General features: G+C 67.5%; 14 protein-coding genes. 4 read left to right on the top strand and 10 right to left on the bottom strand.

Translation table 11 applies throughout. The features are described from left to right. Window positions 1–7: 7 nt before the first annotated feature. The 3 genes from AC5Y5V_RS29230 to AC5Y5V_RS29220 are packed head-to-tail and all read right to left on the bottom strand — an operon-like array spanning window position 8 to window position 3,124. Window positions 8–835 carry an LLM class F420-dependent oxidoreductase gene (locus AC5Y5V_RS29230; protein ID WP_499942279.1) on the bottom strand — a complete coding sequence of 276 codons (828 nt, stop codon included), beginning with the start codon at window positions 833–835 and terminating at the stop codon, window positions 8–10. Between the two features lie 9 nt (window positions 836–844). Continuing rightward, window positions 845–1,891 (bottom strand): poly-gamma-glutamate hydrolase family protein, encoded by a 1,047-nt coding sequence (locus AC5Y5V_RS29225; protein WP_499942277.1) that lies wholly within the window; start codon window positions 1,889–1,891, stop codon window positions 845–847. Then, window positions 1,892–3,124 carry an Nramp family divalent metal transporter gene (locus tag AC5Y5V_RS29220; RefSeq protein WP_499942275.1) on the bottom strand — a complete coding sequence of 411 codons (1,233 nt, stop codon included), beginning with the start codon at window positions 3,122–3,124 and terminating at the stop codon, window positions 1,892–1,894. It lies immediately after the preceding gene. 148 nt (window positions 3,125–3,272) lie between these two features. Between AC5Y5V_RS29220 and AC5Y5V_RS29215 the strand changes: the two genes are divergently transcribed. After that, entirely contained in the window at window positions 3,273–3,791 is a 519-nt protein-coding gene (locus tag AC5Y5V_RS29215) for a MarR family winged helix-turn-helix transcriptional regulator (protein ID WP_499942273.1), read from the top strand. Between the two features lie 66 nt (window positions 3,792–3,857). Here the strand turns inward: AC5Y5V_RS29215 and AC5Y5V_RS29210 are convergent, their stop codons facing one another. Next, complete coding sequence (locus AC5Y5V_RS29210) at window positions 3,858–4,061, bottom strand: hypothetical protein (protein ID WP_499942270.1); 204 nt, start codon at window positions 4,059–4,061, stop codon at window positions 3,858–3,860. A gap of 239 nt (window positions 4,062–4,300) precedes the next feature. After that, on the bottom strand, window positions 4,301–5,092 hold the full coding sequence (locus AC5Y5V_RS29205) for an SDR family oxidoreductase (protein WP_499942268.1): 792 nt from the start codon (window positions 5,090–5,092) through the stop codon (window positions 4,301–4,303). 253 nt (window positions 5,093–5,345) lie between these two features. Between AC5Y5V_RS29205 and pstS (AC5Y5V_RS29200) the strand changes: the two genes are divergently transcribed. The 3 genes from pstS (AC5Y5V_RS29200) to pstA are packed head-to-tail and all read left to right on the top strand — an operon-like array spanning window position 5,346 to window position 8,398. Beyond that, window positions 5,346–6,470, top strand: a complete 1,125-nt coding sequence (pstS, locus tag AC5Y5V_RS29200; RefSeq protein ID WP_499942266.1) for a phosphate ABC transporter substrate-binding protein PstS — start codon at window positions 5,346–5,348, stop codon at window positions 6,468–6,470. Window positions 6,471–6,482: 12 nt separating this feature from the next. Continuing rightward, a complete protein-coding gene (gene pstC / locus AC5Y5V_RS29195; protein WP_499942264.1) occupies window positions 6,483–7,493 on the top strand; it encodes a phosphate ABC transporter permease subunit PstC in 1,011 nt (336 codons plus the stop codon). Continuing rightward, window positions 7,490–8,398: a phosphate ABC transporter permease PstA gene (gene pstA, locus AC5Y5V_RS29190; protein ID WP_499942261.1), complete on the top strand. Its 909-nt coding sequence runs from the start codon at window positions 7,490–7,492 to the stop codon at window positions 8,396–8,398. Before pstC ends, pstA begins: the two co-directional genes overlap by 4 nt. Window positions 8,399–8,449: 51 nt before the next feature. Here the strand turns inward: pstA and AC5Y5V_RS29185 are convergent, their stop codons facing one another. The 5 genes from AC5Y5V_RS29185 to AC5Y5V_RS29165 all read right to left on the bottom strand — a co-directional run bounded on the left by AC5Y5V_RS29185 (window position 8,450) and on the right by AC5Y5V_RS29165 (window position 15,317). Continuing rightward, window positions 8,450–10,723, bottom strand: coding sequence for a serine/threonine-protein kinase PknD (locus AC5Y5V_RS29185; protein WP_499942258.1), 2,274 nt, complete (start codon window positions 10,721–10,723; stop codon window positions 8,450–8,452). A 223-nt stretch (window positions 10,724–10,946) separates the two neighbouring features. Further along, on the bottom strand, window positions 10,947–12,062 hold the full coding sequence (gene pstS / locus AC5Y5V_RS29180; RefSeq protein ID WP_499942256.1) for a phosphate ABC transporter substrate-binding protein PstS: 1,116 nt from the start codon (window positions 12,060–12,062) through the stop codon (window positions 10,947–10,949). A gap of 58 nt (window positions 12,063–12,120) precedes the next feature. Beyond that, window positions 12,121–12,993, bottom strand: coding sequence for a non-homologous end joining protein Ku (ku, locus tag AC5Y5V_RS29175; protein ID WP_499942254.1), 873 nt, complete (start codon window positions 12,991–12,993; stop codon window positions 12,121–12,123). Window positions 12,994–13,077: 84 nt separating this feature from the next. Beyond that, the gene (locus tag AC5Y5V_RS29170; protein WP_499942251.1) at window positions 13,078–13,938 is read right to left on the bottom strand and encodes a carbohydrate kinase family protein; all 861 of its coding nucleotides are present in this window, start codon (window positions 13,936–13,938) and stop codon (window positions 13,078–13,080) included. Continuing rightward, window positions 13,935–15,317 carry a mannitol dehydrogenase family protein gene (locus tag AC5Y5V_RS29165; protein ID WP_499942248.1) on the bottom strand — a complete coding sequence of 461 codons (1,383 nt, stop codon included), beginning with the start codon at window positions 15,315–15,317 and terminating at the stop codon, window positions 13,935–13,937. The genes AC5Y5V_RS29170 and AC5Y5V_RS29165 overlap by 4 nt, the downstream gene beginning before the upstream one ends. Between the last annotated feature and the right edge of the window lie 9 nt (window positions 15,318–15,326).

Raw genomic sequence — 15,326 nt, 5'->3', positions numbered from 1 at the left:
ACCGCCCCTAACGCAGCTCGGCGATCACCTTGCCGAAGTTGTCAATGTGGTTGTCCTGCACCGTGAACGACGTGACGCCGTACCGTTCGCGGTACCCGGACAACGTGTCGGCCATCTCCGATGGCGACCCGGTCAGCACCGACGTCAGCTCCAGGATCTCGTCGTCGGACAGGTCCGACGCGTACTGACGCGTCATCCTCAGGTCGGGCATCGTCTCGCCCTCGCGCGGGACGGCCGTGATCGCCAGGTTCAGTTCCAGCGACTCGAACCGGTCGCCGGCGGCCCCGCGCACGAAGTCGACGCGTTCGGCCAGCGGGTCGTCGGTCTCGCGCACCCGCGACCCGGTCAGCCCGATGATGTCGGCGTGCCGCGCCGCCAGCGTCAGTACCCGGTCTCCGTTGCCGGCGATCATGATCGGCGTCGCCGGGTGGTGCTCCTTGAGGTACTTGGTCATGTGCTCGAGGTGGTCGACCCGCGCCCCGGCGCTGGGGTACGGCAGCTCGGCGGCGTCGAATTCCTCGCGGACATACCCGGTGCCGAGCCCGATCTCGAGCCGGCCGTCACTGAGCAGGTCCACCGCGCCCAGGTCCCGGCTCAGCAGGGCCGGCTTGTAGAACGCGGCGTTGAACACGTACTGGCTCAGCCGCAGCTTCGTCGTCACCATCGCGACCGCGGTCAGCGTCGGGATGGGCGCCGCCGCGCCGAGGTGGTCGGGCACGCAGAGCACGTCGAACCCCAGGTCTTCGGCCCGCTTCGCCTTCTCCTCCAATGCCGCGCGGGATTTGAAGAAGCGGATGCTCAAAGCGAACCGGAAGTCCTTGGCGTCAAAGGTCACCAATTACCCTTACCAGGAACGCGCGGCCGCGACCAAGCCCCGCACCAGTGCCGCGGTGACCGGCGACCACCCGTCGGGACCCGGCCGGGGACTGCGCGGGCTCAGGCCGCGAACCCGCACCGACAGCTCCAGCTGCGCCCCGCCGTCGCGCGCCCGGTTGACGGGGTTGTCCGGGTGCAGCCCGCGCAGTTCGCGGGGGATGGCGTCGAGGTCCGTGACGACCTGGTATCCCGGCAGCCTGATGTGCCGGGCCAGGTGCGCGGCGAGGGCCCGGTTGCGCCCGCCGGCCAGCAGTTGCGTGCCGCGCCCGATCCGCCCGTAGCCGTGCAACGAGACGACGACGTCGACGTGGTCGAGGAACTCCGCCAGCCGCACCGACTCCTGCGGATCGAACCGGGCCGACGGCAGGTGATGCGGGTAGCGGTCGGGATGGCGCAGCACGTACAACGACGCGCCGGCGGCGTCGGCGGCGCGCTCGGCGATCGCGTCGGTCATCTGCTCCAGCCCGCCGCCGTGGATGGCCAGAAACCCGAAACTCGACCGCAGCCGGCTCTCCTCGACCATCCCGGGTTCGCTCAACAACTCCGAAAGCGATTGCGGCCCTTGCCCGGACGGCGACAACGGGCGCGGCCAGTGCGTGGGGTCCCAGCGGTGCAGAAAGTCGATCCAGCTCTGCGGCAGGCCGTGGTGCACGGCGCCGTCGATGATCCGCGTCAGGTAGCCCGGGCGCGGCGGACCCGGCGTCACCCGTGCGTCGATGTACACCCACGCCGCCGCCGGCCCGGAGTCGGTGTGCACGGTCAGGCGGTCCCGGCGGTAGCGCACGGGCACGCCCTCGGCGCTGTCCAGGACGGTGAGGTCGTGGTCGGACACCTGCCAGAGCACCCCGTGCACCTCGTTGCCGACGAGCGGTTCGACGGTGGCGACGCCGCGCTCGTTGATCAGCCAGTCGTGATCGGGCAGGACGGCCGGGCGGGGATCGGTCGCGTCGGGACAGCGCGCCGCCATTTGCCGGATGCTCAGGTTGGAGCCGTAGGCGAAATAGGCGTGCGCCATTTACGACGTCCCGGTCACCGTCAGGTAGATCAGCACGACGTTGAGCAGGCTGACCAGTACCGCGACCGCCCAGCCGACGACGGTGGTGACGCGATGGTTGGTGTCGCTGCCCATCAGTGCGCGGTCGCTGGTCAGCCGGACCAGCGGCAGCACCGCGAACGGTATGCCGAACGACAGCACGACCTGGGAGAGCACCAACGTGCGGGTGGGGTCGAAGCCGAACGCCAGGATCGCGAGGGCAGGACACAGGGTGATCAGTCGCCGCGTCAACATGGGGATCGAACGCTGCAGCAACCCCTGCATGATCATCGCGCCGGCATAGGCGCCCACCGACGCCGACGCCAGGCCCGACGCGAGCAGCCCCACCGCGAACAGCACCGCGATGGTGGCTCCCAGGGTGTCGTGGATGGCGGTGTAGGCGCCCTCGATGGACCCGCTCATGCCGTGGTGTTGCAGGTTGATCGCGGCCACCAGCAGCATCGCGGCGTTCACCGTTCCGGCCACCGCCATCGCCAGGCCGACGTCCACGCGGGTGACGCGCAGCAGATGGCGGCGGTGCTCGCCCTGGGCGGGATGGCCGTGCCGGTCGATGGCCAGGCCCGAATGCAGGTAGACCGCGTGCGGCATCACCGTGGCGCCCAGGATGGCGGCGGCCAGCAGCACCGTCTCGGTGCCGCGGAACCGTGGCACCAGGCCGCCGAGCACGTCGCCCGGCGGCGGAGTGGCCACGAAGAAACTGGCGACGAAGCCGATCGCGATGACCAGCAGCAGACCGGTGATCACGCGCTCGAACCAGAGCTGGCCGCTGCGGTCCTTGATCGCCAGCAGCAGCAGCGACACGGCGCCGGTGATCACCCCACCCAGCAGCAGCGGCAGGTTGAACAGGACATGCAGGGCGATCGCCCCGCCCACCATCTCGGCGACGTCGGTCGCCATCGCGACGAGTTCGGCCTGCGCCCAGAAGGCCAGCCTCACCGGCCGGCTCATGTTGGTGCCGATCGCCTCGGGCAGCGATCGCCCGGTCACCAGCCCGAGCTTCGCGGACAGGTACTGCACCAGTCCCGCCAGCACATTGGCGACGACGATGACCCAGAGCAGCAGATAGCCGTACTGCGCGCCGGAGCTGACGTTGGCGGCGACGTTGCCCGGGTCGACGTAGGCGATGGCGGCGACGAACGCGGGACCGAGCAGATACCAGCTCGTCTTGAGCGAGGCCCGCGTGCCCTCCGCCAACTTTTCCGACCCTTAATTTCGTGGCGCCCGATAGGAAAACGAGGGTATCCAAGGGTGCCGAGCAGACGCAAAAGCTCCTAATTCGTGCCCGAATCAGGGGCTTTCATGTCTGCTCGCGGGGGGTCGCGCGAGACCTATGCTGTCAACCATGGTTGTCACATCCGGCGATTCGGACACCTCCGGCCTCCGTCTGCCGCAGACGGACCTCGGCACGGCGCTGCGAATTGCCTGGTGGAGCTACGTCCGTCGGGTCGATGTCGAGATGGAGGCGGCGGGTTTCCCGGAGCGCAGCAACTCGATGAACTACGTGTTTGCCCTGTACGCGCAGCCCCGGCCGATTTCGATTTCGGAGATGGGGCGCTTGTTCGACATCACCCGCCAGGCCGCCAGCAAGGTTGTCGCCGAACTGCGCCAGCGCGGCTACGTCCAGACCCTCCCGTCGGCCACCGACCAGCGCGAGAAGGTGGTCGAACTCACCGCCAAGGCGAACGATTTCGTCACCGCACGCCTGCACGCGGCGGGAAAGCTGGATCGGGCGATTCGTGGGCGCCTGGGCGCCGACGGTCTCGCGCGATTGACGGAAGCGCTCGAAACGGTCGCCGAAGTGGCTACCGATAAAGGCGATTTCGACGCGGCCAACCTCTACCGTTCACCAAAACTGTGGTGAATCCAGTAAACAAGGTATTCGAGCGTCGAATTGACGCAAATGCAAACCTAGCCGCGCCGTCGGGTTTTAGCGGCGGGCGGCAAAATCGGCGAGCACGGGCGGTTCCGTGTACACCCGCGGCATCTCATTCTCCAGCTGCTGCACGCTGATGTACTGCCCCCGCGGCACATCCCATACCGCCAGCTCACCGCACACGAACAGGCTGCTGTCGGCGTCTACGACAGCCCAATGCTCGTGTTCGTGGCAGTAGCCGATATTTGTATCCGACATAACCCTGACCCCCGTAAAACGCATCGCCTAGGAGTACCCAATCACTATGATACTCAAACTGCCTGTGCAGAACCTGTGGAAATTTTCCGGCCACTGGTATGCATGCGGGTCAGTGGCCACATATAAGGCATGTGTGTAATGGCCATATCCGGACGACCGGTGGCCCGCCTACGGCCGCGAGCAGACGCAAAAGTTCCCTCAAACGCCCCGTTTGAGGGGCTTTCGCGTCTGCTCGCGCATCACAGGTCGGGGACGGGGATCTCGAGGTTCGGGAACGTCAGGCCGCCGTCGACCTCCAGGGTCTTGCCGGTCAGAAAGGAACCGGCCGGCGACGCCAAATACACTGCGGCGGCGGCGATGTCGGCGGGATCGCCGAGCCGACGCAGCGGGGTGGCCTGCTCCATCGGCGCTCGCAGCTCGTCGTTGGCGGCCACCACGTCCAGCGCGGAGGTGAGAATCGAGCCCGGCGCGATCGCGTTGACCCTGATCCGCGGGCACAGGTCCAGCGCGGAAAGCCGCGTGTAATGCGACAACGCGGCCTTGGCGGTGCCGTAGGCGGCGAAGCCGCGCCCGGCCAGCCGGCCGATGGCCGACGTGATGTTGATGATGCTGCCGCCGCCGGAGTGCTCGAGCATCAGCGGCACGGCCGCGACCGTCAACGCGTGCGCGGTGGCGACGTTGAAGGTGAACGCGGCCTTGAGGTCCTTGGTCGAGGTGGTCAGCAGCGTGTTCGGCATGCTCCCGCCGACGTTGTTGACGACGATGTCTAGCTTTCCGAACGCCTCGACGGCCTGCCCGGCGAGCTGGGCGTTCACCTCGGGATGGGCCAGGTCGGCGGCGACGGTGTGGGCCCGCCGACCGGCCGAGCGGACCTGCTCGGCGACCTCGTCCAGTTGCGACTGCGTGCGCGAAGCGATGAGGACATCCGCCCCTGCCTCGGCAAACGCCAGCGCGATGGCCGCACCGAGGCCGCGGCCGCCACCGGTGATGACGGCGACCTTGTCGTCGAGTCGGAACCTGTCCAGGATCATCGCGGCCTCTCTGTTGGTTTTGGGGCGGCGGAAGACTTGCAACAGGTTCTAGTTTGGCATACGGGTGCCCCGACAATCCGGGCCCAAGGGGGTCTTAACATGACTACGGCCCCGAGAAATTGTCGCCAGCAGAAACTATGGAATCCAGGTGAACTTAATGTAACGTCGTGCTTACTGAAAGGTTGCTGGTTGGCAAAGTCGCTGAGAGGGGCAGTGGCGAGAACATGATTCATCCCGACCGTAAGGAACTGAATTGAAATACAAGCGATTTGGTGCCGCGCTCAGTGTCTTGGCCACTGGCGCACTGGTGCTCTCCGGCTGTGGTAGCGACAACAACGCCGCCGGCGGAAGTTCATCCGCGGGCCCGTCGTCGTCCGGGGCCGGGGCGAAGGTCGCCTGCGGCGGCAAGCCGACGCTGAAGGCCAGCGGGTCGAGCGCTCAGAACAACGCGATGACCCGTTTCGTCAAGGCCTTCGAAAGTGCCTGTCAGGGGCAGACGCTGAACTACACCCCCAGCGGTTCGGGTGCCGGCATCAGTGAATTCTTAGGCAAGCAAACCGATTTCGCCGGCTCCGACTCGCCGCTGAGCAAAGACGAGGCTGCCTCGGCGCAGCAGCGCTGCGGTTCGCCGGCCTGGAACCTGCCCGTGGTCTTCGGTCCCATCGCCGTCACCTTCAACCTGAACAGCGTCAGTTCGCTGAACCTCGACGGTCCCACCCTGGCCAAGATCTTCAAGGGTGACATCAAGCAGTGGAACGACCCCGCCATCCAGGCGCTCAACAAGGGCGGCACCCTGCCGGGCACACCGATCCACGTCGTGTTCCGCAGCGACGACTCCGGGACCACCGACAACTTCCAGAAGTACCTGGACGCGGCCTCCAACGGCGAATGGGGCAAGGGCGCCGGGAAGAAGTTCAACGGCGGCGCGGGCGAGGGCGCCAAGGGCAGCGACGGAGTTGCCGGTGCCGTGAAGGGCGCCGAAGGCTCGATCAGCTACATGGAGTGGTCGTTCGCTCAGGGTCAGCAGCTCAAGACGGCCAAGGTGGTCACCTCGGCCGGTCCGGATGCCGTTGCGATCAGCAGCGATTCGGTCGCCAAGACCATCGCGGGCGCGAAGATCTCGGGCGAGGGTAACGACCTGGTGATCGACACCCTGTCCTTCTACAAGCCGTCGCAGGCCGGCTCGTACCCGATCGTGCTGGCGACCTACGAGATCGTCTGCTCGAAGTACCCCGACGCCGCGACCGGCACTGCTGTGAAGGCATTCCTGCAGGCCACCATCGGTGACGGCCAAAATGGCTTGGCGGACAAGGGTTACGTTCCGATTCCAGACACGTTCAAGTCGAGGTTGTCGACTGCGGTCAATGCCATTGCGTGATTTGATGTCGTCATGGCCCGAGGACCGCTAGCCAGGCGGCAGGACCCGAGCGGGACCAAGCTTGCGCTGGCGGACTCCGATGGGCGCGGGGCACGACGTGGGGACCGGCTGTTCAAGCTTGCCGCTGGGGCAGCCGGTTCCACCGTCGTCATCGCGATCGTGCTCATCGCGGTTTTTCTGCTGCTGCGGGCGATGCCGTCGTTGCTTGCGAACCACGCGAACTTTTTCACCAGCGCTCGATTCGACCTAGACGAGAACAGGCTCGCCTTCGGCATCCGGGACCTGTTCATGGTCACGGTGCTCAGTTCGTTATGCGCGCTGCTGTTAGCCGTGCCGGTCGCGATCGGGATCGCCGTCTTTCTCACCCAGTACGCACCGCCGAGGCTGTCGCGGCCGTTCGCCGCGATCGTCGACCTGCTGGCGGCGGTCCCGTCGATCATCTTCGGGTTGTGGGGCATCCGCGTGCTGGCGCCCCAGCTCGTGCCGGTCGCCCTGTTTATCAATCACCTGTTCGGCTGGTTGCATCTGTGGAAGTGGCATCCGTTCGCGAGGGGCAACGTGTCCCTCGAGGGCGGCGGCACCATCTTCACCGCCGGCATCGTTCTTTCGGTGATGATCCTGCCGATCATCACCTCGGTGTCGCGTGAGGTGTTCCGGCAGACGCCGCACATGCACATCGAGGCGGCGCAGGCGCTGGGTGCCACCAAGTGGGAAGTCATCCGGATGACGGTGCTGCCCTTCGGTCGCAGCGGTGTGGTTGCGGCGTCGATGCTGGGTTTGGGGCGTGCGCTGGGTGAGACCGTGGCGGTGCTGATCATCCTGCGCACGTCCACCAAGCCCGGGTCGTGGTCGCTGTTCGACGGTGGCTACACGTTCGCCTCCAAGATCGCCTCCGGGGCATCGGAATTCATCCAGCCGCTGCCGACCGGCGCCTACATTTCCGCGGGCTTCGCGCTGTTCGTCCTGACGTTCGTCGTCAATGCGATCGCTCGCGCGATCGCCGGCGGGAAAGTCAACGCATGAACATCAATGCGCTCGACCGGCCGCTGAAATCGGGCGTGGTCCATCATCTGAGCTTGCGCCGGAGGATCGAAAACCACGTCGCAACAGTATTTTTCGTATTCTCGTTCCTCGTCGCGCTGGTGCCGTTGGTCTGGGTGCTGTGGGTGGTGGTCCAGCACGGCTGGCCGGCGGTGACCACCTCGACGTGGTGGACCCACTCGCTGCGCGGCGTGCTGTCCGACGAGTTCGCCGGCGGTGTGTACCACGCGCTGTACGGGTCGCTGGTGCAGGCCGGAGTGGCGGCCGTGCTGGCCGTGCCGCTGGGCGTGATGACCGGGGTGTACCTGGTGGAATACGGCTCCGGCCGGCTCGCGCGCGTGACCACATTCATGGTCGACGTGCTCGCCGGGGTGCCCTCGATCGTCGCGGCGCTGTTCGTCTTCGCCCTCTGGATCGCCACCCTGCATTTTCAGCAGAGTGCCCTCGCGGTGTCGTTCGCGTTGGTCCTGCTGATGCTGCCGGTGGTGGTCCGGGCGACGGAGGAGATGCTGCGGCTGGTGCCCGACGAACTGCGGGAGGCCAGCTACGCGTTGGGAGTTCCCAAATGGAAGACGATCGTGCGGATCGTCTTCCCGATCGCCATGCCGGGCATCGTCGCCGGCATCTTGCTGGCCCTCGCACGCGTCCTGGGTGAGACGGCCCCGGTGCTGGTGCTGGTGGGCGACAGCCGATCGATCAACCTGAACATCTTCGAAGGCAGCATGTCCTCCCTGCCGCTGTTGATCTACTCCGAGCTCACCAGCAATTCATCACCCGCCGGGTTCCTCCGGATCTGGGGCACCGCCCTGACCCTGATCCTGATCGTGGCGCTGGTCAACCTGACCGCCGCGGGGATCCGCTTCGTGACCACCCGTCGGCGCCGATAGCCCGACCGCGGCGGCCCGCTGCACCCGGCTTCGTCGCGCTTGCGATCGCCGCTACTGCTTGAGTTTGAGCACCCGGCCGTTGCCGCGGTCCGCGACGTAGACGTTGCCGTCCTTGTCCACCGCCACCGACAGGGGGGTGTTGAGGCCCTTGAACGGCAACTCGACCGGGGCGTTGGCGCCTGGCGCCAGCTTCACCACGTTGTTGTTGTCGTGGTCGGTGACGTACACGGCGCCGTTCTTGTCCACCGCGATGCCCCACGGCGCGGTGAGGCCGGTGAACGGCAGTTCGGACTGCACGCCCGCCTCCAGCTTGACCACCCGGTGGTTATCGGTGTCGGTCACGTAGACGACGCCGTTGTTGTCCACGGCCACCCCGTCGGGGTTCTTGAGGCCGTCGAACGGCAGCACGACCGGGGTGTTGGACCCCGCCTCCAGCTTCACCACCCTGTTGTTGCCGCGGTCGGCGACGTAGACGGTGCCTTGATTGTCCACCGCGACGCCCTCGGGGTAGTTCAGGCCGGTGAACGGCAACTCGCTTTGGCTGCTGGACCCGGGCAACAGCGCCACCACGCGGTAGTTGAAGTCGGTGACGTAGATCTTGCCGGAGGCGTCCACCGCCACGCCCTGGGGCTCGTAGAGCCCGTTGATCGGCTTGACCGTGGGGCCGGACGCGCCCGGCTCCAACGCCACCACATGGCCGCGCATGCCCTGGTTGGTGACGTACACGGTGCCGTGGGCGTCCACCGCGACGCCGCCCGGGGAGAGATGGAAGGTGAGGCCGGTGAACGGCAGCTCCGTTTGCGGCCCGTCGGTCTTGCCCGTCGGCGTCGTGCCGCCGTCCGAGCCGCCGAAGGCGAAGACGGCCACCAGGACGACGGCCAGCAGGACTGCCGCGGCACCACCCGCGATCAGCAGCAACTTCTTCGTGTTCTTCTTGCCGCCGTCTCCGCCCTGCTGCGGATGGGACGGTTGGCCGGGTGGGGGCTGTTGGGCGCCCCATGCGGCGGTGGGCACCGCCTGGGTCTGGTCCGCGCCGGGGGGTCCCGACGGATGCCCGCCGGTGTTCATCGGAAGGGGCCGCATCATCGTCTGGTCGCCGCTTGGGTACCGCGGAGCCATGGCCGTCTGGTCGCCGGACGGGAACTGCGGCGTGGGTCCCATGGCCGTCGCGTCCTGCGGGAAGGCGCCCGAGTTCTGCTGCGGGTAAGCGCCCGAGTTCTGCTGCGGGTAAGCGCCCGAAGTCTGCTGCGGGTAAGCACCCGAGGTCTGCTGCGGGTGGGCGCCCGAGGGCTGCTGCGGGTAGGGCCCGGAAAACTGCTGTGGGTACGGGCCGGACTGTTGCTGCGGGTAGGCGCCCGACGCGTGCTGCGGCATCGAACCCGAGCTGCTGTAATTCGCCAGGGGGCCCAGGCTCGGGTCGACGACGGGGGCCATCAGCGTCGCGTTGTCGCCCTGCCGCAGGATGGTTGCCTCCTGCCGCTGCTCGGACGTGGTCAGCGCGTCGTGGGCCGCGCTGGCCAGATCGCTGGCGCTCAGATAGCGGTCCAGCGGGTTCTTCGCCATGCCCTTGGCGATCACGTCGTCCAGGGCGGCGGGCACTCGCCCGGGCCGTAGCTGGCTGGGCCGCGGGGCGGGCTCCATCAGGTGCGAGGCGATCAGCCGCTCGACGCTCTGGGCCGAGCCGTACGGCGGCGAGCCCGTCAGACACTCGTCGAGCACGCAGGCCAGCGCGTAGATGTCGGCGCGGTAGGTGACCTGGTTGTCGCTGAATCGCTCCGGGGCCATGTAGTTGTAGGTGCCCACCGCGGTTCCGGTCTGGGTGATGTCGGGGTCCGAGGCCGCGCGGGCGATGCCGAAGTCGACCAGGTAGGCGAAGTCGTCGTTGGTGATCAGGATGTTTTCCGGCTTGACGTCGCGGTGTGTGACGCCGGCGCTGTGGGCGGCGTCCAGCGCGGCGGCCACCTGGCGAATGATCGCCACCGCCCGCGGCGGGTTCAGCGGACCGAACTGTTGCAGCACCGAGCGCAGCGAGACCCCGTCGATCAGCCGCATCTCCACGTAGAACTGGCCGTCGATCTCGCCGTAGTCGTGGATCGGCACGATGTGCGGCTCGGTGAGCCGTCCCGCCGTGTCGGCTTCGCGCTGCATGCGCTGGCGGAACACCGGGTCGCTGGAGAACTGCGGTGAAATCAGCTTGACGGCCACCACCCGGCCCTTGCGGGTGTCCTCGGCCTCGTAGACCTCACCCATCCCGCCGCGGCCGATCAGGCGCACCAGTTGATAAGGCCCGAACAAAGATCCCACCCGCGAAACGGCGTTACTCACCGTCGACGCTCCCTTCGCCCGCCACCCGCTCCAACCAGCCATGACCGGCCCTCGGACAACCGATGGTTACCACACGGTAAATCGTTGGCGACCAATGCGCCAACAGAATCGCTCTACTCTCAGACAATCGTGACAACGCTCCAAACAGTTTCCGTCGGTGTGTATAGTCGCACACCCTACCGGGTCCGACTGAATACGTTGGGGCGCTTATGAATTCAGGCGACTAGGAGATGCTGTTGACCGCCGCCACCAGCTTGGATTGAAACGAGGCCGGCAGCGGGATGTAGCCGAACTCCTGCAACCCGTTCTGGCCGTCGCCGATCGTCGCCTGCATGAAGGCGCGTACCGCGGTGCCGGTCGGGGTGTCCGGGTACTTCGAGCACACGATCTCGTAGGTCACCAGCACGATCGGGTAGGCGTTGGGCTGACTCGGCTTGTAGAACGTCGACGTGTCCACGACCATGTCGTTGCCCTGGCCCTTGAATCCGGCTCCCTGGATGGTCTTGCCGACCGTCTCGGGGGTGATCGGCACCGGCTCGGAACCCGCCGACGTGATCACCTGGACCTTGTCCAGTTGGTGGCCCTCGGCGAACGACCATTCGTTGTAGGTGATCGAGCCGTCGGTCTGCTTCAGGGCGTGCGACGTGCCGTCATTGCCGGCCGCGCCCTCGCCGACGCCCCCCTTGAACACCTTTCCGGCACCTTTGCCCCATGCGCCGTTGGACGCCGCGTCCAGGTACTTCTGGAAGTTGTCCGTGGTGCCGGACTCGTCGGACCGGAAGACCACGTGGATGGGGGTCGACGGCAGGTTGGTGCCGTTGTTGAACCCCTTGATCGCCGGGTCGTCCCACTTGGTGATGGCGCCGTTGAAGATCTTTGCCATGGTGGGGCCGTCGAGGTTCAGCGAGTGCACGCCATTGAGGTTGTAGGTGACGGCGATGGGGCCGAAGACCACCGGCAGGTCCCAGGCGGGCGACCCGCAGCGGCCCTGCGCGTTGTCGGGTTCACCCTTCGCCGGATCCATCGGCGAGTCCGAGCCCGCCAGGTCGGTCTGGCCGCCGAGGAACATCTTGATCCCCGCGCCGGAGCCGTTGGCGTTGTAGTCCAGCGTGTAGCCGGGGCAGGCGTGGATGTAGGCGTAGACGAACTGTTCGATCGCGTTTTTCTGCGCGGTCGAGCCGGCGGCGAGGATCTTCTTCTTGCCGCCGCAGCTCACCGGCACCGCGGGGGTGCTGGACTTCGACGCTGACGGCGTGTTCGAACTACCCCCACAAGCCGACAACACGAGTGCGCTGGCAACCACCAGACTGACCGCGGCGCCAGATCGAGTGAACTTCACGTGACTCCTAAGTTAACGATCGGCATGACTGAGCATAGGGGAATCGCAGTCGTGTTTGTTAGGACTTTGCAGCCTGTCTCGAGCGTGTCTTTTTCGCGGGCGCCTTCTTTGCCGCAGACTTCTTTGCCGGCTTGGTGTCGCCCGAGCGGGCCTTCACGCTGGCTTCCAGCCTGGCGAGCAGGTCCGACACGTCCTCGGTCTCGTCCAGCTCGGTGGGTTTCTCCTCGGCGGTAAATGCTTCTCCGCCTTCGAGTTTCGCGTCCACCAGCTCCTGCAGTTGCTCCTGATAGTCGTCGTGGTAGCGGTCGGGATCGAAGTCGTCGGCCATGGACTCGACCACCTGCCCGGCCATCTTGAGCTCCGCGGGCTTGATGTCGACCTTCTTGTCCAGCACGGGAAAATCGGGGTCGCGGATCTCGTCGGGCCACAACAGGGTGTGGATCACCATCACGTCACGCTTGCCGAAGTCCTTGACGCGCAAGGCAGCCAGCCGCGTCTTGTTGCGCAGCGTGAAATGCACGATCGCCATCCGGTCCGTCTCGGCGAGCGTCTTGGCCAGCAGCACATACGATTTGGACGACTTGGAATCCGGCTCCAGGAAGTAGCTGCGGTCGAACAACATCGGGTCGACCTCGCTGGCCGGGACGAACTCGAGCACCTCGATCTCGCGGCTGCGCTCTTCGGGCAGGGTGGCGATGTCGTCGTCGGTGATGATCACCATCCGGCCGTCGTCGGATTCGTAGGCGCGGGCCAGGTCGCTGTATTCGACGACTTCGCCGCACACCTCGCAGACCCGCTTGTAGCGGATGCGCCCGTTGTCCTTCGCGTGCACCTGGTGGAACTTGATGTCGTGGTCTTCGGTGGCGCTGTACACCTTGACCGGGACGTTGACCAGGCCGAAGGCGATCGAACCCTTCCAGATGGAGCGCATGGTGTCAGTATGCCCACTGGACGGCGACCAGACGCAAAAGCACCCGACACGCCGGGCGTGCCGGGGCTTTTGTGTCTGCTCGCCCTAGGGGCCGGCCCGCGCGACCGCCCGCGCCGCCGAAGCGCTCGCGGCCGCAAGCGCCCCCGCCAGCGCGTCCAGGCCGATCGCGCGCAGCGCGGCGCGCCGCGACCCGCCCAACACATCCCACAGCGCGTCGAGCAGCCCGACCATGAACGCGTCGCCGGCCCCGACGGTGTCCACCACCTGAACGGTCCGCGCCGGCGCCGAAGCCGAGCCCGCCGCACAGAACCCCAGCGAACCCCGATCGCCGCTGGTCAGCACCACCAGGGCGGGGCCGGATGCCAGCCAGGTCCGCGCCGTCAGCTCCGGCGGTTGGTCGGGCGCGAGCCAGCGCAGATCCTCGTCGCTGGCCTTGACGATGTCGCTGCGCTCGACGAGATGCTCGACGCGCGTCCGCGCCAGGTTCCGGTCGGCGAGCAGCGACGGTCGCACGTTGGGGTCGAAGGTCAGCGTGGCCGAGACGCGGTAGGCGTCGAGTAGGGCCGCGACGGCTAAACAACCCGGCTCCCGCACCGCGGCGATGGACCCGGTATGCACGAACAGCGGCGGGGGCACCGGCGGCGTCCCGGCCAGCTGCCAGTCCAGGTCGAACGCGTAGCTGACCGCCCCGTCCGGGCCGACGGTCGCGGCCGCGGTCGGCGTCCGCTCCGCGACCACACTGCCCGGAATCATTTGTGCGCCCGCGGATTCGACGTAATCGACGATGCGACGGCCGGCGGCGTCGTCGCCGATGCGGGTGAGGAAGTCGACGCCGCGGCCCAGCCTCGCCAGCCCGACGGCCACGTTGAGCGGGCTGCCGCCGACGTGCTCGCGGCCGTCGACGGTGTCGATCAGCGCTTCCCCGATCACCAGTCCGCGGCTCATGAGCCCTCCCCGTGCAGCAACACCTCCAGCGTCGCCCGCGCCCCGCGGGTGTGCAACGAGTCCAGCGCCCAGCGATACGCCTGCACGAATCGCGGGACCCGGGCGAGGTTGCCGAACACCGCCTCGTTTTCGATGAACGCGCTGCGCCGCACCCGCTGGGACTGCGCGATCGGCACCAGCGTGTCCGCCAGGTTGTCGACGACCTCGATCGGTTCGCCCCCCTCGTCGACGCCCTCGGCGTAGCGGGCCCAGCTGGCCACCGTCGCCGACGCCAGGCGGATGTGTCCGCCGCCGGCCAGGTTGTCGCGGATCACCGGCAGCAGCCACTTCGGGATGCGGTCCGACGAGTACGCGCACAGCCGGGCCACGGTGTCGCGCACGCCGGGGTTGGCGAACCGCTCGACGAGTTCGCGCGAGTACGCCGGCAGGTCGATGCCGGGCACCGGGCGCAGCGTCGGCATGGCCTCGGAATCGAAGTACGCCAACAGGAATTCGGCGAACAACGGGTCGCGCGCGGCGTCGTGCACCAGGCGGTACCCGCACAGCCAGGCGAAGTAGCACAGGCATTGGTGGCCCGCGTTGAGCAGCCGCAGTTTCATCGCCTCATACGGACCCACGTCGTCGACCAGCAGCACTCCGGCCTCCTCGAGCGGCGGCCGGCCGTCGGCGAAGTCGTCCTCGAGCACCCAGCTGGTGAAGGACTCGGCGACCACCGGCCACTCGTCGGCGGCGCCGAAATCGCGCCGGACCCCGGCCGCGATCTCGGGGGTGGTGACCGGGGTGATGCGGTCCACCATCGAACACGGGAAGCGGCAGTGTTCGGCGACCCAGTCGGCCAGGTCGAGGCCAGCGAGTTCCGCGTGCGCGACGACGGCCTGGCGCGCGACGACGCCGTTGTGCTCGATGTTGTCGCACGACACGACCGTCGGCGCGGCGACGCCGCGGGAGCGGCGTCGGGCCAGCGCCTCGGCGATCAGGCCGAACACCGACGCGCGGTCCCTGACCTGGTAGCCGCCCTCGGTGACGGTCAGCGAGATGATCCGGGTGCTCGGCGCGGCCAGCAGCTCGATGGCGTCCTGCGGATCGTCCGGCGCGTACCGGCAGTCGACGATCGAGCCGATCACCTGGGCGTCGCGGTGGCCGTCGGGGTGCTCGAGGACCAGGGTGTACAGGCCGTCCTGGGCCCGCAGCACGTCGCGCATCCGGCGGTCGGCCGGCATCACGCCCAACCCGCAGATCGCCCACTCCCGCGCCAGCCCCCGTCGCAGCAGCCGGTCGATGTACATGGCCTGGTGTGCGCGGTGGAATCCGCCCACGCCGATGTGCACGATGCCGATGCCCAGGCCGTCGCGGTCATAGTTCGGCGCCAGCCCAACCATCCCTAGGAC

The organism is Mycobacterium sp. NGS68 (assembly GCF_059812195.1).
Note: the sequence above shows the minus strand (reverse complement) of the source record. Positions and strands in the feature narration are given on the sequence as shown.

Coding starts and splice junctions, on each gene's coding strand:
- AC5Y5V_RS29225 (WP_499942277.1), bottom strand. CDS start 1,891: ATGGCGCACGCCTATTTCGCCTACGGCTCCAACCTGAGCATCCGGCAA.
- AC5Y5V_RS29215 (WP_499942273.1), top strand. CDS start 3,273: ATGGTTGTCACATCCGGCGATTCGGACACCTCCGGCCTCCGTCTGCCG.
- AC5Y5V_RS29210 (WP_499942270.1), bottom strand. CDS start 4,061: ATGTCGGATACAAATATCGGCTACTGCCACGAACACGAGCATTGGGCT.
- AC5Y5V_RS29205 (WP_499942268.1), bottom strand. CDS start 5,092: ATGATCCTGGACAGGTTCCGACTCGACGACAAGGTCGCCGTCATCACC.
- pstC (WP_499942264.1), top strand. CDS start 6,483: ATGGCCCGAGGACCGCTAGCCAGGCGGCAGGACCCGAGCGGGACCAAG.
- pstA (WP_499942261.1), top strand. CDS start 7,490: ATGAACATCAATGCGCTCGACCGGCCGCTGAAATCGGGCGTGGTCCAT.
- ku (WP_499942254.1), bottom strand. CDS start 12,993: ATGCGCTCCATCTGGAAGGGTTCGATCGCCTTCGGCCTGGTCAACGTC.
- AC5Y5V_RS29170 (WP_499942251.1), bottom strand. CDS start 13,938: ATGAGCCGCGGACTGGTGATCGGGGAAGCGCTGATCGACACCGTCGAC.
- AC5Y5V_RS29165 (WP_499942248.1), bottom strand. CDS start 15,317: ATGGTTGGGCTGGCGCCGAACTATGACCGCGACGGCCTGGGCATCGGC.